Origin of the sequence: Curtobacterium oceanosedimentum, assembly GCF_020297365.1 — a bacterium.
In the GTDB taxonomy this organism is placed as follows: Bacteria; Actinomycetota; Actinomycetes; order Actinomycetales; family Microbacteriaceae; genus Curtobacterium.
The window spans coordinates 1-19,989 of sequence record NZ_JAIXIG010000032.1; the positions used below are offsets into that span (position 1 = coordinate 1).

Here is a 19,989-nt window from a genome sequence, read left to right on the forward strand (position 1 = left end):
CGGGCGGGCGGTGGGCCGCGGCGTCAGCCGGCGGGTGCGGGCTCGGGGGCGGGCTGCTCGGGTGACGGCTCGGGTTCGGGAGCCGGCTCGATCGACGCGCTCGGAGGGTTCGGGTCCTCGTGCCCGTCGACGATCGCGGCGACGGACACGTAGCCCTCGCGCAGGGTGCTGTCGATCACGGGAAGGTCTCCAGGGGCGTACTGCTGAGCCGGCGTGCACCGGTCGGTGAGCAGACGAGGCTGGCAGATCCGCACGACGTAGCCCGTCGGCTGGAGCCCGGCGTTCTGCGGCGGTGCGGCGACGGTCACCTGTGTCCCGGCGGTCATGGTCGGGGGCAGTGTCGCCCTCGTCTGCACCGGACGGAGCCCGCCGACGGTCGTGCCGTCGCCGCAGAAGTTCGACGTCCCGTCGGCGCAGGCCACCACCGTGACGCTCACCGTGGAGCCGTACGCAGCTCCCGTCACCCACGACCCGTTGCCGCCGAACGGCACGGAGCCGCCACCGTTCACCGAGTACTCGAAGTGGTCGATCGAGCCGTTCGCACTCGGCTGCGCTCGCGGGTTCCGGATGCGGATCGCGAAGGTTCCCTCGTCGCCGCGGAACTCCTCGACCGCGATGTCCGCCGACGCGGTCCCCGGCGCCGCGTACCCCTGCACCGAGGCCGCCCGGCTCGGCGTGCAGAACAGGCCGTTGTCGGCGAGTGCGACGTACTGGAAGTTGCCGTTCGAGTTCAGGGTGTCGGTCGCGTTCGCGCCGTTCCACGTCTTGTCCGCGCCGGCCGTCGAGCAACCGGCCGGGATGTCGACCCGCGGCGCGTAGCGCACGATCCGCAGCGACCGGCCGCTCCCGGCCCAGTCGGTCTCCGCGGCGCTCAGGGTCACCGTCGTCCGTCCGGGCGAGGCGTCACGCTTGGCGTCGAGGGTCGGTGTCGCCGGCGTCCCGACGGCGGTCCCGGTCGCCGACGCCGCGTTCCACTGCACGACGGTGCCGTTGCGGTCCGCCGCGTTGCGGGCCGAGACGGTGACCTTGTACTGGGCCGCGCTCTGGGCACCGGTGAACGAGGTGCTGGTGGCCGTGCCGGTGTGACGGGTCGTCGACAGGCCGGGGCCCTCGATCGTGACGATGTGGTCGTCGACCGGGCTGCCGCCGTTCGGCGCGGACACCTTGCCCCACTTGACGTCGAGCTGGTTCGGCGTGGACCGGCTGGGCGAGACCGTGATGCCCTTCGGCGGCGCGGGCACGAAGTCGGCACTCACGGTCCCGGAGCGGGGCGAGGGCTTCGAGTCGCCGACGGCGTTCGTCGCGACGACCTGGAACCGGTAGGAACCCTTGGGGTCGAGCCCGGTGATGGTGCACACGGTCGCGGTGCCGCAGTTCTTCGCGACACCGTTCGTCCCGACGAGTCGGTAGCCGGTGATCGGCGAGTTGTTGGCCTGCGGCGTCGACCACGTGAGCGTGGCGCGGCCACCCTCGTAGGAACCGGTGCGGGTCGGCGCACCCGGTGCGTCCGGGACGTCCTGCACGGCGATCGTGACGTCGCCCCAGACGTACCGGTCCGGGTCGTTCGTGGCGTCGGCGACCTGGTACTGCAGGTGCGCGTCGACGGGCTTCGCGCTGTCCGCCACGCGGACCTGCAGCCGGCTGCGGTCACCGCTCGGCGTCACGGTCACACCGCTCGGCAGGCCACCGGCGAGTCCGCGGATGTTCACCACGCGCAGACGCTGACCGGGGAACGGGTTGGTCGGCCGGTCGTTCGCGAGCACGTCGATGGTGGTGGTCTGGCCGCGCTCGGCGACCGCGCGGTCCGCCCCGGGCTGCACGAGCGGCCGCGTCGAGGCGACGACACCGACGGTGATCGTTCCGGCACGCCCGCTGTTGGCGTCGTCGGCGACGCCGATCCCGATCGACGCGGTGGTGTTCTTCTTGACGGTGTCGGCGAGGGTGATCGTGAGCTGCTGCTTCGCGATCGACGCGGTCGTGCCCGCGGACGGGCGGCCCACCACCGAGTACCGCAGCTCCGGGAGGTCCTTCGGGTACGGGTAGTCGGTCAGCTTGGTGAGGTCGATGCGCCGCGTCTCGCCGGGCTGCATCTCGACCGACGAGCCGGTGAACGCCGGCGGCTGGTTGGAGCGGGGCGTCACGGTCACCGGCAGCACGAGGGTCGCGACGCGCCCCTTCCCGCCGTTGGCCGCCGACCCGTCGGTGACCTCGAACGAGATCGACGCCTTGCCGTAGTAGAGCTTCGACGACGTGAACTGCAGGGTGGACGAGTCGACGACCAGGCTCTGCCCGTTCGCGTGGGTCGCCTTGACCGTGCCGCGGTCGGTGATCCTCGCCGTCTCGCCGTTCGCGGTGACGACGAAGTCCTCGAGCGGGATCCGGACCGTGGCCTCGCTCTTCACCGTGACCGCCCCAGCACTGCGGTTGATCTGCGGCAGCGCGTCGTCGAAACCGGGCACGTTGATGAAGCCGTACGAGACGACGTCCGGGTGGTCCAGGCGTGCCACCGAGAACGGGATCACCTGCGACTCGTCGGTCAGGCGCACCGTGATCCGGCCGTCGTCGGTGGTGCGAGCGGTGTCGCCGTAGCCGTCCACGACCCCGACACGCAGGTCGGCTGCCGTGCCCTCGGCGAAGAAGACGTTGTCGAGCACGTCGACGGTCACGCTCTGGCGGCGCAGGATGTCCTGCAGGTCCAGGGTGGTGTCGTCGACCTCGGGACGCAGCGGTTGGGCGTCCTCGTCGACGGTCACGGTGAGGAAGGTCGTGCTCGATCCCCCGCTGGCGTTCGCGACCGTGTACAGCACCGCGTAGTCGCCCTGCTTCGCGGACTTCGGCGGCGTGACGCGGATCTGCTGCTTCCGCAGGACCTTGGCCGTCACGTCGTCGTCGGTCGGTTCCGCACGCGCGACCGTGAGCTGGCCGCCCTGCGGGTCGGAGTCGTTCTGCAGGACCCGCACGGTGACGGAGCCCCCGGGCCGGATGGTGACGTGGTCGGCCTCGGCGACGGGGTTCGACGCCTGTTCCGCGCGGGGCGCGATGCCGACGCGGACGGTCCCGGTGGCGCGTGCCCCGAGTGCATCGACGACCGTGTAGGTGAACTCGTCGGTGCCGGCCGAGTAGTCGCCGGCCTCGTAGGTGAGAGCGTCGGCGGCGACGTCCGTCACGGACCCCTTGTCGGGGTTCGACGCGACGCCGACGAGCTGCACCGAGTCGCCGTCCGGGTCGATGCCGTTGAGCGGCACGGTGACGCGCACGGACGAGCCCGCGACGACCCGGGCCGTGACCGTCTGCGGCACCGGCGGGTTGTTCGTCGCCGTGTCGCGCTCGCGCACCGAGATCGACACCGTGGCATCGGCGTACTGCCCGTCCGGACCGGCGACGCGGTACACGGCGGTGTGGTTGCCCGGCGTCTCCGGCGCGAGGTACCGCAGGTGGTCGCCGGATGCGAACAGGAGCCCGCCGTCGCCGGGCACGTTCTGCACCAGGTCCGGGCGCAGGGTCAGCGGCTCGCCCTCCGGCTGCGTGTCGTTGTCGAGGACGTCGATGTTCGCGACGTCACCCACGCGCACCGTCGCCGAGTCGGGCTGTGCGACCGGGGGCTGGATGCGGTCGGGACGCGGGATCTCGACCACTGTGATCGTGCCGGGCGACGACGCGAGGCCGTTGGTCACGGTGTAGCCGAACGACACCGGGCCGTCGAGCGGCGCGGTGAGCGTCACCCGGACCGTGTGCTGGTCGAGGATGCTGGCCTGCACCCCGCTGCCGCGGCCGGGCCCGTCCAGGGCGGTCACGAGCAGGACGCCACCCGCGGGGTCGATGTCCGTCGCGGTCACGTCGGTGTCCTTGGTCGACAGGGTGTCGACGAAGACCGTCTTCGGGGTCGTGATCGGCGCCGTCGAGGCGTCCGGCGGTGCGAGGACGGTGACGCGGACGATGCCGCTCGACGTCTTCACGCCGTCCGTCACCGTGTACTCGAGCTGGTGGTCCCCCGCGCGCTCCCCCTGCACCCGGAAGGTGCCGGCGTCGTAGCTCGGGGTGACGGTGAGGCCCGACGCCGACGACACGCTCGTCAGGGTCACGGTGCCGTTGCCGCCGCGGACGTGGTCGAGCGGTTCGACCGTGAACGCCTTGCCCGCGTACCCCGACACCGGGAACGGGTCGGCGCGCAGCGGCACGCTGCCCTGCTTCGCGACGCGGAGCGTGGCGGCTCCGCGACCGTCGGCCCGGCCGTCGCTCACGACGAGCTGCACGGACCGTTCGCCGGTCCGGCCGCTGTCGTTGCGGTAGTCGAGCAACCCGTCCGGCGTGGTCGACACGCGGTCGCCGTCGGAGGCCGTGGCGGACACCAGGTAGACCGGGTCGCCGTCGGGGTCCACCCAGTCGGCGAGCACGTTCGTCACGACGTGGCCGTTCTGCACGACGTCGGCAGAGGTGTCGCGGACCTGTCGCGGCGCGTCGTTCCGACTGTCGGGGCGGACGGTCACGCGGACCGTCGCGGTGTCCGATCCGCCGTTGCCGTCGGTGATCGTGTACGGGAACGAGAGCACGCCCGTCGCGCGGGACGACAGGGTCACCTGCAGCCGTTGGCCGTCGCCGACGATGGTGACCCGGCCTGCGGAGCCGGGCAGGTCGCCGACCTCGCTCACGATGATCGGGTCGCCGTTGGGGTCGTAGTCGTTGAGCAGGACCGGGAGGCTCGTGGTGCGTCCCGGACGAGCGCCCAGCTCGTCGTCGACCGCCACCGGCGGCTTCTGGTCCTTGTCGACCTCGGGGTCGTCGTCGGACACCTGTTCCTGCTGCTGCTCGTCGTCCTGGTCGATCAGGTCGGCCCAGTTGTCGATGAGCTGCCCGCTGCGGTCGATCGCCCACGAGCGCCCGCTGCGCGGGTCGTTCGCGACGACCGTCTCACCGTTGTGCAGGATCTGCAGCTCGCTGGTGCCGCCGGTGCTCGCCAGCCGCTGCAGGGCACTGCCGTCGCAGGTGTCGACGGCCTGGCCACCGGCCCACGCGGCGTACGTGCACGAGCCGTCCACGAGCGGCCGCGCCGCCCGCCCGGACACCTGCATGGCGGTCGCGTCGACGGCGCCCGACGCACCGACGCGCACGAGCCCGGCGGTCCCGGCGACCGTGAACCGGTCGCTGGAGTCGGAGGACCGCTGCAGGGCCGGCGACGACCCGATGCGGTCGCCGAGTTCCACCGTCCGGCCGTCGACCGAGAGCGCCCCGCTGGTGCGGTCGAGCACGGCGAGGTGTCCGTCGGCGGTCGCGACCTGGAAGTCGTCACCGCCGTCCGCGTCGACCTTCCAGCGTTGGTCGACGGTGAGGGTCGTCCCGACGTCGACGAGCGACGCGGTGCCGGTCTTCGCCGAGTAGACCGCCACGTGGTCGTCCGAGGCGTCGAACACCGTGTCCGCGCCGAGGGTCAGGTCGGCCTTGGTCGAGGCGTCGAACTCGGCGAGGTCGGCGGCCGGTGTGGCCCACAGCTCGCCGGTGTCGGCGTTCCCGATGACCGCCGTGTCGCCGGCGAGGAAGACGCGCGGGGTCCCGGCGGGCAGCGTGACCGGGTCGCCGACCGTGGCGTGGGCGACGTCGACCTGCGCGACCGTGCCCTTCGTCTCGTCGACGCTGTAGACCATCGAGCCACGCTGCAGGACGGACACGTCGTCGCTGGTCGTCTCGACCGCGGTGTTGAGCTGCAGGACGCCGGTGTTGGCCCGGCCGACCGCTCCGTACTCGGCGGAGGGCACCCAGACGGTGCCGTCCCCCAGGTCGACGCGCTGCGTGTGGTACCCGGTGGAGACGATGGCCGTGGTCGCGACGACGGCGGCGACGAGCACGGATGCGCCGGTCGTGACGGCGGCCGACCGGTGCTTCGACAGGAAGGCGCGGATCACCCGGCGCTCCCGATCGTCGCGCACTTCTGCGCGCTCGCCGCCCCGGTCTTGCCGTCGCGGTTCACGGCGACGGCGATGCACTCCTCGTCGCCGCGCTCCCCGGAGACCACGAAGGTCGTGCCGGTCTGCTGGCTCGACGATCCGTTCGACGAGATGACGTAGGTGTCACCGCTGCGCAGGCCCGGGTCGACCCAGCTGAACGACACCGACTCGGCTGACGGGTCGGCCCGGACGTCCTCCACGGTCGGGACGGCTCCGGTACCGAGCCGCCCCACCACCACGACCGTCGCGATCGTGAGGGCTGCGACGACCACCAGGGTCAGCGAGCCGGCCCACACGAGCGTGGAACGGTTCCGACGGCGGGTGCGTGTGACCGAACCGGTCCGGTGCACGGTGCCGACGCTCTGCGACCCGGCTGCGACCACGCCGCCCTGCACGGCACGGCGGGTGCGGCGTCGGCCCCCGACCCGCGTGGGCGGCTGGAGCTCGCGGATCATCGTCCGTTCGCCGTCCGCCGTGGGGGTCGAGATCGCCCACGCCTCGACCGCGACGTCGGCGGAGGTCTGCGGGATGCCGAGCTCGGCCTCGACCTGCTGGAAGCCGCGGACGAGTTCGATCACCGTCGCCGGTCGGGCCTGCGGGCGACGGGACAGCGCAGTGGCGAGCAGGCGCTCCAGCGTCGGCGGGACGTCGGTGCGACCGGTCGGCTTCGGACCGCCCTTGTCGATGCGGTGCATCAGGTCGCTGGCGCCGTTCTTCCCGCCGCGGACCTCGAAGGGGCTGCGGCCGGCGAGCAGCGAGTACACGGTGGCGGCGAGGGAGTAGACCTCGGACTGGATCGTGCCGCGGGACTCGTCGATGAGCACCTCGGGCGCGGACCACGGGATCGACATGCCGATCGGTTCGTCCGGGTCCGTGCCGCCGATGGTGGCCGCGATGCCGAAGTCGGACAGCACGGGGTTGCCGTACGCGGTCAGCAGGATGTTGGACGGCTTGATGTCACGGTGGAGCACGCCCTCGCGGTGCGCGGTCTCGAGTGCGGAACCGATGCGGATGCCGATCGACAGCACCTCGGACACCGGGATCGGCTCGCGGCGGTAGCGCTCGCTCAACGACGAGGAGCACAGCTCCATCACCAGGTACGGGCGCCCGTCCGCGGCGACGCTCGCCTGCAGGACGGTGAGGATCGACGGGTGCGTACTGAGCCGCGCCATGAGGTTCGCCTCGGCCTGGAACATCTGCCGCACGCGGTCGTCCACGACCTCGTCGAGGAGCACCTTCACGGCGACCTGCCGGCGCGGCATGTCCTGCTCGTAGAGGAAGACGTCGGCGAACCCGCCGGACCCGAGGACGTGCACGGGGCTGAAGCCCGGGATCACCGGCGGGGTGGACGGCAGGCGTCGCGCCATGGTCCTCTCCTCCCCCGGCCGAGCGGCCAGCTTGCTCGTCGTGGCCTTGTCATTGTACGAAGCGTGGGCGACGGGCTCTCCGCGCACCGATCCCCCACGGTCGGGTGCACTCCCCCAGTTCGGGGGGGGTCAGTGACGGGGCAGCGTGTCCTCGAGGTCGCCGTCGTCCGGTGCCGCGTCGACCTGCAGGACCACCACGGTGACGTTGTCGCGCCCGCCCGCCACCACGGCATCGCCGACGAGGCGTTCGGCGAGCTCCTGGGCTCCGGGCTCCCGAGCGGCGATCCGCCCGATCCCGGCGTCGCCGAGCTCCTTCGTCAACCCGTCGGAGCACACGATGTAGCGGTCTCCGGCCCGCAGGGGCAGCGTCCACCAGTCGGGCGCCGGCGGCTCCCCGAAGCCGACCGCCCGCGTGATCACGTTGCTGTCCGGGTGCTGCTCGGCGTCCTCCGCGCGCAGCAGACCGGCGTCCACCATCTCCTGCACGACCGAGTGGTCGACGGTGACGCGTCGGAGCACGCCGTCCTCGATGCGGTAGGTGCGGGAGTCGCCGACGTTGAAGACGAGCGCGGCGGGCTGCCCGAGCGAGGCCACGAGGGCGATGCCGGTGACGGTGGTCCCCGCACCGATCGCGTTCCCCCCGGCGGCGCGCTCGATGTCGGCGGTCGCGAGCAGCAGCGCCCGCTGGATGCCCTGACGGGTGGTGAAGGACTCGGGCGTCACCTGCTCCAGGCGGCGCACGACGGCGTCGCTCGCGCGGTCACCGGCCAAGTGGCCACCCATGCCGTCCGCCACGACGAAGAACGGTGCGCCGACGATGTAGCTGTCCTCGTTGTGGTCGCGTCGCCGCCCGACGTCGGTCGCGGCACCCCACGACAGGGTCAGGGTGGCGCCGTCGGCACCGGGGATGTCGATGGCGTGCGCAGTGGCTGCTCGGCCGAGTTCGGTCACGTGTCAGGATCGCTCTCTGGTGGGTCGGGGCGTGCCGTGTGCTGGTGGATCGGTGGGCCGGGCGGGGACCGCTGACGGCCCCGGTGCCGTCGGTGCGACGCGGAGGTACGGCGAGAGCACCTCGATGGCGTTGCCGTCACCGATCTCGACTACCGTACCCGTCAGCGCGACGACCGACGCACCCGACGGCATCCGGTAGGGCGGCGCACCGGCCGGCCGCACCACCGTGCCGTTCGTCGAGCGGAGGTCCTCGACGACGACCGCCTCGCCCTCGGCGTGCAGCCGGACGTGCGACGAGGAGACCTGCCCGTACACGGAGCGCACGGTGACGAGTTCCGGCGCGGGACCGCGCGAGACGCGCGGCAGCGACGGACGGCGACCGATGACGACCGGACGGTCGAGTCGGAAGGTCTGGTCGCCGATGCGGACCGACGGCACGTGCGCCGACGGAGCAGTCGTCGGCGCGGGCACGGCCGGGAGGCCCGCACCGGCCCCGGCGACCAGGTGGCGGTCGGCGCCGGGTCGCCCTGAGACGCGGACCACGGTGTCGTCCGGTGCGGCGGTGCCGTCCGGTTCGGCGGTGCTGGCCGTTTCAGCGGTGCCGGCCTGGACGAGCGGGGGCGCCTCCACCAGCGGAGGGCGGCGGATGACGGTGTCGTCGAGCGCGCCCGCCGTGTCACCGGCGGCGCTGCGGGGCGGACGACCGATGACGGTGTCGCCGAGTGCGTCGTCCTGGCGATCGTCGCGGACCCGCTGCCGGGGCCCACGGATGACGGTGTCCTCGATGTCCTCGATGTCGTCGTCGCGCAACCGGAGTCCTCCCAGGGTGGTCTCCCCCACCGTAGACGATCCTGTCGACCCCTCGTCACGGCCGCACCCACGAGGGTGCGCTGCCGGCCAGGACCGAACGCAGCACGAGGCCGGCGAGCGGGTCGTCCGCGCAGGTCTCCAGTGCGTACCGGGCGCGGGTCTCGGCGCGCGCCGGGGAACCGAGCGCCCAGGAGCACCAGGAGCCCAGCGCGAGGGCGCCGGCGGCCCCGGCCGCACTGTCGGCCGCGCTCCCCTGCGCCCGCCAGGACCGCCAGGCATCCGCGCACCGGTCGCCGGCGGTCCGCACCCGGGACCGGTCCGGCTCGACGCCGCACCCGCGGAGCTCCGGCGGGGTCGGGTCGCTGAACGGGTCGAAGGCCCGGATCGACCGCGGGTCCGGGGCGTCTCGGTCGGCGATGAACCGCACCAGGGCGATGCGCGTGGCGAGGGCGCCGCACGCGGTGGTGACGGCCACCGCGGCAGCGGTGCTCGGCGGCCCACCGCCGGGCGCGACGAGCGCGGCCGCCGCTGCGGGGAGCGTGATCGCGGCGGCGATCTCGCGGGGGTAGCGGACTGCGGAGCCGGGAGCGGATCGGGCGGTGCGAGGGATCATGCACGCCATCGAAACGCAGTGCGAGCCTCCAGGCAGGGCGGACCGGGCCATCTGTGGAAGCGCCGCCGTCCTGCCGGCGCTGTGCAGGACGGACCACCTGCCCGCCGCCGTCAGGCGGGGACGGGTTGCAGGCTCTCCGCGACCAGGTCCCAGCCGGCGTCGGTGCGCTCCACGACGACGCCGTGGGTCGCAGCCCAGCCGACCAGCTCGTCCATCGACCCGACGGACGCGCCCGTGCGCGCGAGCAACGCGACCAGGCGCCCCTTCGCCGTCTTGTTCCAGTGGTTCAGCGCACGGCGACGACCGGAACCGTCGACGCTCACGACGCGCGGCGCGACGGCGTCCGGGACGGGTCCGAGCTGCCGGTACCCCTCAGAGCGCAGGTCGAGCACCAGCCCTGCCGGCCGCGACGCGAGCGCACGCGCCGAGGCACCCGGCCAGTGCGACGCCAGACGCACCGCTCCGAGCCGGGAGTCGTGCGACAACCGGTACGCCGGGATGGGGTCGGCGGCACCGATCGGGCCGAACATCGCCGACTGGACCACCACGTGCCGTGCCCACCACGAACGGGTCGCGTCGTCGGCGTCCTGTGCCGCCAGCGGATCGTAGAGCACGCCCGTGTAGCGCTCGATCGCCGGCATCGTGGCCGACGTCTCGAGCTCGAGGTTCCGGAACCGCTCGGCGATCGACTTCGGACCGAGCTTCAGGGCCGTCCGGGCCGTGGACTCCTCGGAACTGACGGAGCGGGCCGCGGTGATCACCGCGGCCCGCTCATCGGCCAGTTCCGGGAAGGACAGCGCACGCAGGTCGAGCGTGCGGTCCGTGTCCCCGCCCTCCCGCTTCGTCTCCGAAGGCGGGAGGAGGACGGTCAGTCCGGTCAGGACGCCAGCGCGGCCTGCCGCGCGACGATCGTCACCGTGTCGTGCTCGACCGACAGGAAGCCGTCCTCGGCGTCGACCGCGACGGTCGACCCGTCGGCCCGCGTGATGCGGACCTGACCCTGCGCCAGGATCGCGAGCATCGGCTCGTGTCCGGCGAGGATGCCGATCTGGCCCTCCGTCGTGCGTGCGACGACCATGGTGGTGTCGCCCGACCAGACCTCACGGTCGGCCGAGACGACGCTCACGCTGAGACCCGCCATGTCAGCGGTTCTCCTTCTGGATCTGTGCCCACTTCTCTTCCACGTCGTTGATGCCACCGACGTTGAAGAACGCCTGCGTCGCGACGTGGTCGAACTCGCCGTCGGCGATGGCGCGGAAGGACTCGATGGTGTCCTTGAGCGGCACCGTGGAGCCCTCGACACCCGTGAACTTCTTCGCCATGTACGTGTTCTGCGAGAGGAACTGCTGGATACGACGAGCGCGCTCGACCGTGATCTTGTCCTCCTCGGAGAGCTCGTCGACACCGAGGATGGCGATGATCTCCTGCAGTTCCTTGTTCTTCTGGAGGATCTGCTTGACGCGCGTGGCCGTCTCGTAGTGGTCGGCGCCCAGGTACCGCGGGTCCATGATGCGGGACGTCGAGGTCAGCGGGTCGATCGCCGGGTACAGACCCTGCGACGCGATCTCACGCGAGAGCTCGGTCGTCGCGTCGAGGTGCGCGAACGTGGTGGCCGGAGCCGGGTCGGTGTAGTCGTCGGCCGGCACGTAGATCGCCTGCAGCGAGGTGATCGAGTGACCACGCGTCGAGGTGATGCGCTCCTGGAGCACACCCATCTCGTCGGCGAGGTTCGGCTGGTACCCCACCGCGGACGGCATGCGGCCGAGCAGCGTGGAGACCTCGGAACCGGCCTGCGTGAAGCGGAAGATGTTGTCGATGAAGAGGAGCACGTCCTGCTTCTGGACATCGCGGAAGTACTCCGCCATCGTCAGCGCCGACAGGGCCACGCGCAGACGCGTTCCCGGCGGCTCGTCCATCTGGCCGAACACGAGGGCCGTCTTGTCGAAGACCCCCGCCTCTTCCATCTCACCGATGAGGTCGTTGCCCTCACGGGTGCGCTCACCGACACCGGCGAACACCGACACACCGCCGTGGTCCTGCGCGACGCGCTGGATCATCTCCTGGATGAGGACGGTCTTGCCGACGCCCGCACCACCGAAGAGGCCGATCTTGCCACCCTGCACGTACGGGGTGAGGAGGTCGATGGACTTGATGCCGGTCTCGAACATCGACGTCTTCGACTCGAGCTGGTCGAAGGCCGGGGCCTTGCGGTGGATCGGCCAGCGCTCGGTGATCTCGAGCTTCTCGTCCGTGTTGAGCACGTTGCCCAGGACGTCGAAGACCTTGCCCTTGGTGACGTCGCCGACGGGGACCGAGATCGGAGCGCCCGAGTCACGGACCTCCTGGCCACGGACCAGGCCGTCGGTCGGCTTCAGGGAGATGGCGCGGACGAGGTCGTCACCGAGGTGCTGGGCGACCTCGAGGCCGATCTCCTGCGACGAGTCACCGATGGTGATGGTCGTGAACAGGAGGTTGTACATCTCCGGGATTGCGTCGTGGGGGAACTCGATGTCGACGACGGGGCCCGTGACACGGGCGATCCGGCCGACACCGGGCGCCGACGACGTCTCGACCGCGGTGGTTGCGGTGTCGGTCATGGCTGGTGCCTTCCTGAGGGTGGGTATCTGTCCGCGAACGACGCGGACTACTTCTTCTTCGACGAGAGGGCGTCGGCGCCGCCGACGATCTCGGAGATCTGCTGGGTGATCTCCGCCTGACGCGCGTTGTTCGCGAGTCGGGTGAAGTCACGGATCAGCGCGTCGGCGTTGTCGCTGGCCGCCTTCATCGCCTTCTGTCGTGCGGCGTGCTCGGAAGCAGCCGATTGCAGCATGGCGTTGAAGATCCGGCTCTCGATGTAGACCGGGAGCAGCGAGTCGAGCACCGCATCGGCGTCCGGCTCGAACTCGTACAGCGGCAGCGGCTCGTTGCCCTCGGGCTCGTCGATGCCCTCGACGACCTCGAGGGGCAGCAGGCGGACCACCTGCGGCTCCTGGGTCGCCAGGCTGATGAACCGGTTGAACACGATGTGGATCTCGTCCACGCCGCCGTCGGCGGTGTCCTGGAGGAACTTCGCCACGACGGCGTCGCCGATCTCCTTGGCCGTCGAGAACTCCGGCTGGTCGGTGTTGCCGACCCACTGCTGCTCGGACGGACGCTCACGGAACGCGAAGTACCCGACGGACTTGCGGCCGACCAGGTAGTAGACGACGTCCTTGCCCTCGCTGCGGAGCAGGGAGGCGAGCTCCTCGCCCTGCTTGAGGACGTTCGTGCTGAACGCGCCGTTCAGGCCGCGGTCCGAGGTGAAGAGCACCACGGCGGCGCGGGTCGACGACTCCGGCTCGGTGGTCAGCACGTGGTCGACGTTCGAGAACGTCGCCACGGCCGACACCGCGCGCGTGACGGCCCGCGAGTACGGACCGGACGCAGCCATGCGGGCCTGCGCCTTCTGGATCCGCGACGCCGAGATCAGCTCCATGGCGCGCGTGACCTTCTTCGTGGTCTTCGCCGACTTGATCCGCTGGCGGTAGACCCGGACCTGCGCTGCCATCTAGCGACGACCCTTGACGATCTGCTCCTGGTCGACGTCCTCGGCCTCGGCCGCGTCGAACTGCTCGGAGCCGAGGGTCTTGCCGTCGCTCGTCTGGAAGCTCTTCGTGAACTCGTCGATCTGCTTGTCCATCTCGGCGACGGTCTCGTCGCTGAGCTGGTTCGTCTCGCGCAGGGTCGTGAGGACGTCGGAGTTGCGACGCAGGTGGTCGAGCAGCTCGGACTCGAAGCGGAGCACGTCCGGCACCGGGACGGTGTCGAGCTTGCCGTTCGTGCCGGCCCAGATCGAGACGACCTGCTCCTCGACGGGGTACGGCGAGTACTGCGGCTGCTTGAGGAGCTCGGTCAGACGCGCACCGCGCTCCAGCTGACGACGCGACGCCTGGTCGAGGTCGGACGCGAACATCGCGAAGGCCTCGAGCGAGCGGTACTGCGCCAGCTCCAGCTTCAGCGTGCCGGAGACCTTCTTGATCGACTTCACCTGGGCGTCACCACCGACGCGGGACACCGAGATGCCCACGTCGACGGCCGGACGCTGGTTCGCGTTGAAGAGGTCCGACTGCAGGAAGATCTGGCCGTCGGTGATGGAGATGACGTTGGTCGGGATGTACGCCGAGACGTCGTTCGCCTTGGTCTCGATGATCGGGAGACCCGTCATCGAGCCGGCGCCGAGCTCGTCGGACAGCTTCGCGCAACGCTCCAGCAGGCGGGAGTGCAGGTAGAAGACGTCACCCGGGTAGGCCTCGCGGCCCGGCGGACGACGGAGGAGGAGCGACACCGCACGGTAGGCCTCGGCCTGCTTCGACAGGTCATCGAAGATGATGAGGACGTGCTTGCCCTGGTACATCCAGTGCTGACCGATGGCCGAGCCGGTGTACGGGGCGAGGTACTTGAAGCCGGCCGGGTCGGAGGCCGGGGCGGCGACGATGGTGGTGTACTCCATCGCACCGGCGTCCTCGAGCGCACCCTTGACGGAGGCGATCGTGGAACCCTTCTGGCCGATCGCGACGTAGATGCAGCGGACCTGCTTGTCCTCGTCGCCCGACTCCCAGTTGGCCTTCTGGTTGATGATCGTGTCGATCGCGATGGCCGTCTTGCCGGTCTGGCGGTCGCCGATGATCAGCTGACGCTGGCCGCGGCCGACGGGGATCATCGCGTCGATGGCCTTGATGCCGGTCTGCAGCGGCTGGTGGACCGACTTGCGAGCCATGACGCCGGGGGCCTGGAGCTCGAGGGCACGACGGCCCTCTGCGGCGATCTCGCCGAGACCGTCGATCGGGGCGCCGAGCGGGTCGACGACGCGACCGAGGAAGGCGTCGCCGACGGGGGCGGAGAGGACCTCACCCGTACGGGTGACCTCCATGCCCTCCTCGATGCCGCCGAACTCGCCGAGCACGATGGCGCCGACCTCGTCTTCGTCGAGGTTCTGCGCGAGGCCGAGGGTGCCGTCCTGGAACCGGATGAGCTCGTTCGCCATGACGCCGGGGAGACCCTCGACGTGGGCGATGCCGTCACCGGCGTCGGTGACGTGCCCGACCTCGGCCGTGGAGGCCTTCGTCGGCTCGTAGTTCGAGACGAAGTCCTTCAGGGCATCACGGATCTCATCGGGGCTGATGGTGATGTCTGCCATGGGATTTTCCTTGTGGTTTTCCGGGGCCCTTCGGCTCCGAGAGGGTGACGCTGCCGGACTCGGCAGTTCCCGTTGTGGACTTGGGGAGGAGCGGCTTCGACCGTACGCCTAGCCGGCGAGCTGGAGCCGGAGCTCCGAGAGTCGCGTGGACACGGTGCCGTCGATGACGTCGCCGCCGATCTGCACCCGGACCCCGCCGACGACGGTGGGGTCGACGACCTGGTTGATGCTGATGTCCTTGCCGTACCGCTCGGACAGACCGCGCGTGACGCGGGCCGACTGGGCGGGGGTGAGCGCGGTGGCGGTGACCACGGTCGCGACGAGCTTGCCGGACTGGTCGGCCACGATGCGCGAGGCGTCGCGGACGATCTCACCGATGCGACGGCCGCGAGGCTGCTGCACCAGGGCCGACACGATCGTGATCGTCTGCTGCGATGCCTTGGCACCGAGCAGCCGCTCGACGAGCGCGCCCTTCTGCTCCGGGCTGCCGAGCTTCGTGCCGAGTGCGAGCTCGAGGCCGGCGTCCGAGCGGACGGCGGTCTCGAAGGCGAACAGCTCCGACTCGATCGGCGAGTCCGGACCCGCGGTGGCGGCGACGGCGCGGATGCCCGCGTCCTCGATGCCGGCGAGCAGGTCCTGCTGCGAGGACCAGCGCGAGCCGGCCACCGCGGTCAGGACCGCACGCGTCGCGTCCGACTGTCCGGCGAAGACACGGTCGATGAGGACCTTCTTGCCGGCCGGGTCGGCCGTCGGGTCGGACAGCAGCCCGAGCAGCTGCGGCGCACCGGCGATCGCACGCCCGGAGGCGAGGATCTCGGCACCCACGCCCAGGTCGGCGCTCGGACCGAGGTCCGAGAGCACCGCCCTGGTGGACGCGAGTGCTTCCCTGGTAGCGCTGCGCATGCTCAGTGCTCCCCCGTCTTCGTGGCCTGCGAGGCCTCGAGGTCGGAGAGGAAGCGGTCGACCACGGCGGTCGACTTGGCGTCGTCCTTGAGGGACTCACCGATCACACCGGACGCGAGGTCCAGTGCGAGGGTGCCGACCTCGGCGCGGAGGGCCTGGACGGCGGTCTGCCGCTCGGCCTCGATCTGCGCCTGGGCGTTGGCCGTGATGCGTGCTGCATCGGCGGCCGCCTGCTCGCGGACCTCGTTGCCGATCGCCGTTGCGTCGGCGCGGGCCTGCTCACGGATGCGGGACGCCTCGGCGCGTGCATCGGCGAGCTGCTTGTTGTACTCGTCGAGCGCAGCAGCGGCCTGCTCCTGAGCGGCCTCGGCCTTCTTGATGCCGCCCTCGATGGCCTCGGTGCGCTCATCGAGCATCTTCGTGATGCGCGGCGTGACGACACGCCACATCACCACGAAGATGATGACGAATGCGAGCGCCGACCACACGATGTCGTACAGCGGCGGGATCAGCGGGTTGTGCGCTTCCTCCGCTGCGATGATGAGTGCGTTCTGCATCGAGGAACCTTAGTTGGTGAAGATGAAGTACGTGGCGATACCGATGAAGGCCAGGGCCTCGGTGAAGGCGATACCGATGTACATGAGGGTCGTCAGGCGGCCCTGGAGCTCGGGCTGGCGAGCGACGGACTCGATCGTCTTGCCGACGACGATGCCGACGCCGATGGCCGGGCCGATCGCTGCGAGGCCGTAGCCAACCGTCGCGATGTTGCCGTTGATCTCCGCGAGAACGGTCGTTGCGTCCACGTGTTTTCCTTTCGAGGTGCGGGTCCGACGGTCGCCGGTCCCGTAGGGGGTCAGTGAGGAATCAGTGCTCGTCGGCCAGCGCCAGCTGGATGTAGACGGCGGTGAGGAGCATGAAGACGTAGGCCTGCAGCAGCGCGACGAGGATCTCGAAGAAGCTGAACGCGATGCCGAACGCGATGGTCCCGACGCCGAAGGCCTTGAAGCCGAGCGATGCGTCGAAGAAGAAGAACTGCGTGGCCGAGAAGAACAGCACCAGGAGCAGGTGCCCCACGACCATGTTCATCAGGAGTCGCAGCGTCAGCGTGACGGGACGGAGCACGAAGGTGGAGACGAGCTCGATCGGCGTCACGATGATGTAGAGGAACCACGGCACCCCGGGCGGGAAGAGCGAGTTCCGGAGGAACGTGCCCGGGTGCTTGCGGAGACCGGCGTAGATGAACGCGACGTACGCGACGATCGCCAGGATCATCGGCATCGCGATGCGGCTGGTGCCGGCGAGGTTCATGCCCGGGATGAGACCCGTCAGGTTCATGAACAGCACGCCGAAGAAGATCGTCGCCAGGAGCGGCAGGAAGCGCTTGCCGTCCTTCTCTCCGAGGTTGTCGAAGGTGTTGCGACGGACGACGTCGAACGCGTACTCGATGAACGCCTGTCCGCGGTTCGGGACGAGCTTCAGTGCACGGGTGCCCACGAAGGCGAACACCAGGAGCACGGCGACGGCGAAGAAGCGGATGAGGACGACTCGATCGATCTCGAACGGCGTCCCGGCCCAGATGAGGGCATCCGGGAAGAACTCGTTGATCGACGGACCATGGAACTCGGCGGCCTTGCTGCTCCCCGCCGCGACGGTGTCAACCGCAGCGGAGAGGGACAGGGGAAGAGCGTGGGATAGCAGCGCTGTCTCCTGTGTCGGCGCGCGCACATCATGGCACGCGATGGTGGACGTTGTGGAGGCTTGTCCGCCCGAGCGAGGCTCCGGAAGCGGACGTCGAGAAGCCTATCAGGTGCGAGAGGCTTCCCGGCTTCTCAGTTGCGGGGGGTCGCGTTCCCAGCGTCCGCTGAGCCGACGCCGTCGTCGCCGGGCAGGCGCACGCCGATCGGGATGCGGGCCTTCGCGACGGCGACGACGTCGATGACCAGGGAGCCAACGACGCCGGCGATGATGACGATGGCCAGCACCGGGAAGTCGACCCACTCGCGGTCCTTGAGCAGGACGAGCAGGACGATGAAGACGATGAACTTCAGCAGCCAGGTGCCCATCACGATGCCGAAGAACGCTCCGGAGATCATCTGCCCCTTCGACACGCGCAGCGCCACGAGGACGCTCACCGCGGTGAGCCCGAGGAACACGACGCTGAGCACCGCGCCGAGCAGGCCGCCGACGAGCCCGGGGCCGTCCGCGACGAGGAACCCGATGAGCCCGCCGACCACCGCCAGGGCGACGGCGAGGACCGCTCCCCAGGTGATGATGCGGCGGAACACCGGCCGGACGTGGTCGAGCGCGTTCGGTGCGGTCACGTGATGTCTCCAGGGATCGTTCGGTCGTTGGCGGCCCGGTCGAGCGGGTCGAGGCTGGCGTCCACCACGGCGGCGGACCGGTCGGCGGTCTGGGCGGCGATCTCGGTGCGCTTCCGGCCGAGCGGCGCGAAGGTGAAGACGCCGCACACGACGAACCCGACCGACACGAACACGGCGACCCAGTACCAGTCGACGAACAGGAACAGCAGGCACCCGACGGCGACGGTGGCCGTCCACGCGTAGAAGATGAGCACGGCGTGGAAGTGCGAGTGCCCCATGTCGAGCAGACGGTGGTGCAGGTGCTTCCGGTCGGCCGAGAACGGCGACTTCCCCGCGCTGAGCCGTCGGGTGACGGCGAGCCCGAAGTCCAGGATCGGCACGATGAGGATCGCGAACGGCAGCAGGATCGGGATGAACGCCGGCAGGAGCGCCTGGCGTGTCTGCACCGCCGCCGGGTCGATGTTGCCCGTGACCGACACCGCGCTCGTCGCCATGAGGAACCCGACGAGCAGGGCACCGGCGTCGCCCATGAACAGCTTGGCGGGGTGCCAGTTGAGGATGAGGAAGCCGAAGCACGCACCGACCAGGACCGCCGTCAGCAGCGACGGCAGATTGAAGAAGAACTCGGTCTGCACGACCACGCGGTTGATGAAGAACGTGTAGAGGAAGAAGACCCCGCCGGCGATGATCGCGACGCCGGCCACCAGCCCGTCGAGCCCGTCGATGAAGTTCACCGCGTTCATCACGAGCACCACCGCCAACACGGTGAAGATCAGGCTCATGTAGGACGACCCGACGCCCAGCGTGTTGCCGATGGGCAACGAGACGATCGCCACGCCCTGCCACGCGAGGATGCCCGCGGCGATGATCTGCCCCGCGAGCTTCGTCATCCAGTCGAGGTCCCAGATGTCGTCGGCGACACCGAGCACCACGATGATGGTCGCTCCCCCGAGCACCGCGAGCACCCGGCCCGGTTCGGAGAACACCAACCGGAAGTAGTCGGTCCCGGCGATCGAGGGGAACAGGAACCAGGCGGCGAGCAGCGAGACGATGACGCCGATGTACATCGCGATCCCGCCGAGCCGCGGCGTGGGCGTGCGGTGCACGTCGCGTTCGCGGACCTGCGGGTACCACTTGTACTTCAGCCCGAGCTTCCAGACGATCAGGCTCATCACGAAGCTGACGGCCGCGGCGATGGCCCCCGCGAGCAGGTAGTACTTCATGTGACGAGGTCGGCTCCGACGACCCGGATGATCTCCTCGTCGGGGATCACCCCGTGCCGGACGATGCGGAGCGTCCCGCCCTCCGACAAGCCGGTCGCGTCGACGATCGTCGACCCGGTGCTGGCCGCGAAGCCGTCGTGCGCGCCGATCGGCCCGCCGTCCAGGTAGATCGCGACGCTGTCGCCGAGCATGCCCTCGGCCGCGTCGACGTCCATGGCGGCCGGGTCACCGGTCGAGTTCGCGGAGGAGACCGCGAGCGGCCCGACCTCCTGCAGCAGCTCGAGCGCGATCCGCGAGTCCGGCATCCGCAGGGCGACCGTGCCCCGGGTCTCGCCGAGGTCCCAGTCGAGCGAGGGCTGGGCGCGCAGGATGACGGTCAGGCCACCCGGCCAGAACTCCGCGACCAGGTCGCGCACCGCCTGCGGCACCTCGCTGGCGAGGGCGTCGAGCGTGGGCGGTCCGGGGATGAGCACCGGCGGCGGCGACTGGCGCGTCCGCCCCTTCGCGTCGAGCAGGCGCTGCACGGCCGTCGCGCTGAAGGCGTCGGCGGCGAGGCCGTAGACCGTGTCGGTGGGGACGACGACGAGCTCTCCGCGCCCGAGGGCGGCTCGCGCGAGCCGCATCCCGGTCAGGAGCCCGTCGGAGTCGGTGCAGTCGTATCGGGAGGCCATGACTCGACGATGATA

Annotated in this window: 17 protein-coding genes; all 17 read right to left on the reverse strand. The window is 70.6% G+C overall.

Features of this window, described 5'->3' with window-relative positions:
• Nucleotides 1–23 precede the first annotated feature (23 nt).
• On the reverse strand, nucleotides 24–5,921 hold the full coding sequence (locus tag LEL83_RS13575; protein WP_225559214.1) for an Ig-like domain-containing protein: 5,898 nt from the start codon (nucleotides 5,919–5,921) through the stop codon (nucleotides 24–26).
• On the reverse strand, nucleotides 5,894–7,306 hold the full coding sequence (locus LEL83_RS13580) for a serine/threonine-protein kinase (protein ID WP_225559215.1): 1,413 nt from the start codon (nucleotides 7,304–7,306) through the stop codon (nucleotides 5,894–5,896). Before LEL83_RS13580 ends, LEL83_RS13575 begins: the two co-directional genes overlap by 28 nt.
• A 129-nt stretch (nucleotides 7,307–7,435) precedes the next feature.
• Complete coding sequence (locus LEL83_RS13585; RefSeq protein WP_198656012.1) at nucleotides 7,436–8,257, reverse strand: PP2C family protein-serine/threonine phosphatase; 822 nt, start codon at nucleotides 8,255–8,257, stop codon at nucleotides 7,436–7,438.
• Between the two features lie 3 nt (nucleotides 8,258–8,260).
• Nucleotides 8,261–9,097, reverse strand: a complete 837-nt coding sequence (locus tag LEL83_RS13590) for an FHA domain-containing protein (RefSeq protein WP_225559216.1) — start codon at nucleotides 9,095–9,097, stop codon at nucleotides 8,261–8,263.
• A gap of 25 nt (nucleotides 9,098–9,122) precedes the next feature.
• The gene (locus tag LEL83_RS13595) at nucleotides 9,123–9,680 is read right to left on the reverse strand and encodes a hypothetical protein (RefSeq protein ID WP_198656014.1); all 558 of its coding nucleotides are present in this window, start codon (nucleotides 9,678–9,680) and stop codon (nucleotides 9,123–9,125) included.
• 110 nt (nucleotides 9,681–9,790) lie between these two features.
• A complete protein-coding gene (locus LEL83_RS13600) occupies nucleotides 9,791–10,561 on the reverse strand; it encodes a YaaA family protein (protein WP_308009917.1) in 771 nt (256 codons plus the stop codon).
• Nucleotides 10,558–10,821: a F0F1 ATP synthase subunit epsilon gene (locus LEL83_RS13605; protein ID WP_027465776.1), complete on the reverse strand. Its 264-nt coding sequence runs from the start codon at nucleotides 10,819–10,821 to the stop codon at nucleotides 10,558–10,560. The genes LEL83_RS13600 and LEL83_RS13605 overlap by 4 nt, the downstream gene beginning before the upstream one ends.
• 1 nt (nucleotide 10,822) lies before the next feature.
• Complete coding sequence (gene atpD, locus LEL83_RS13610) at nucleotides 10,823–12,277, reverse strand: F0F1 ATP synthase subunit beta (RefSeq protein ID WP_065959250.1); 1,455 nt, start codon at nucleotides 12,275–12,277, stop codon at nucleotides 10,823–10,825.
• Between the two features lie 47 nt (nucleotides 12,278–12,324).
• Nucleotides 12,325–13,227: a F0F1 ATP synthase subunit gamma gene (locus LEL83_RS13615; protein ID WP_198656015.1), complete on the reverse strand. Its 903-nt coding sequence runs from the start codon at nucleotides 13,225–13,227 to the stop codon at nucleotides 12,325–12,327.
• Entirely contained in the window at nucleotides 13,228–14,856 is a 1,629-nt protein-coding gene (atpA, locus tag LEL83_RS13620; protein WP_198656016.1) for a F0F1 ATP synthase subunit alpha, read from the reverse strand.
• Between the two features lie 108 nt (nucleotides 14,857–14,964).
• Nucleotides 14,965–15,759 carry a F0F1 ATP synthase subunit delta gene (locus LEL83_RS13625; protein WP_198656017.1) on the reverse strand — a complete coding sequence of 265 codons (795 nt, stop codon included), beginning with the start codon at nucleotides 15,757–15,759 and terminating at the stop codon, nucleotides 14,965–14,967.
• 2 nt (nucleotides 15,760–15,761) lie between these two features.
• A complete protein-coding gene (locus LEL83_RS13630) occupies nucleotides 15,762–16,316 on the reverse strand; it encodes a F0F1 ATP synthase subunit B (RefSeq protein ID WP_225559217.1) in 555 nt (184 codons plus the stop codon).
• Between the two features lie 9 nt (nucleotides 16,317–16,325).
• Nucleotides 16,326–16,562: an ATP synthase F0 subunit C gene (gene atpE / locus LEL83_RS13635; protein WP_027465781.1), complete on the reverse strand. Its 237-nt coding sequence runs from the start codon at nucleotides 16,560–16,562 to the stop codon at nucleotides 16,326–16,328.
• Between the two features lie 61 nt (nucleotides 16,563–16,623).
• Nucleotides 16,624–17,484 carry a F0F1 ATP synthase subunit A gene (atpB, locus tag LEL83_RS13640; protein ID WP_225559218.1) on the reverse strand — a complete coding sequence of 287 codons (861 nt, stop codon included), beginning with the start codon at nucleotides 17,482–17,484 and terminating at the stop codon, nucleotides 16,624–16,626.
• Nucleotides 17,485–17,588: 104 nt separating this feature from the next.
• Complete coding sequence (locus LEL83_RS13645) at nucleotides 17,589–18,080, reverse strand: Cg1360 family ATP-synthase-associated protein (RefSeq protein WP_225559219.1); 492 nt, start codon at nucleotides 18,078–18,080, stop codon at nucleotides 17,589–17,591.
• A complete protein-coding gene (locus tag LEL83_RS13650) occupies nucleotides 18,077–19,303 on the reverse strand; it encodes an MraY family glycosyltransferase (RefSeq protein ID WP_198656019.1) in 1,227 nt (408 codons plus the stop codon). The genes LEL83_RS13645 and LEL83_RS13650 overlap by 4 nt, the downstream gene beginning before the upstream one ends.
• A complete protein-coding gene (locus tag LEL83_RS13655) occupies nucleotides 19,300–19,974 on the reverse strand; it encodes an L-threonylcarbamoyladenylate synthase (RefSeq protein WP_198656020.1) in 675 nt (224 codons plus the stop codon). Before LEL83_RS13655 ends, LEL83_RS13650 begins: the two co-directional genes overlap by 4 nt.
• Nucleotides 19,975–19,989: the final 15 nt, after the last annotated feature.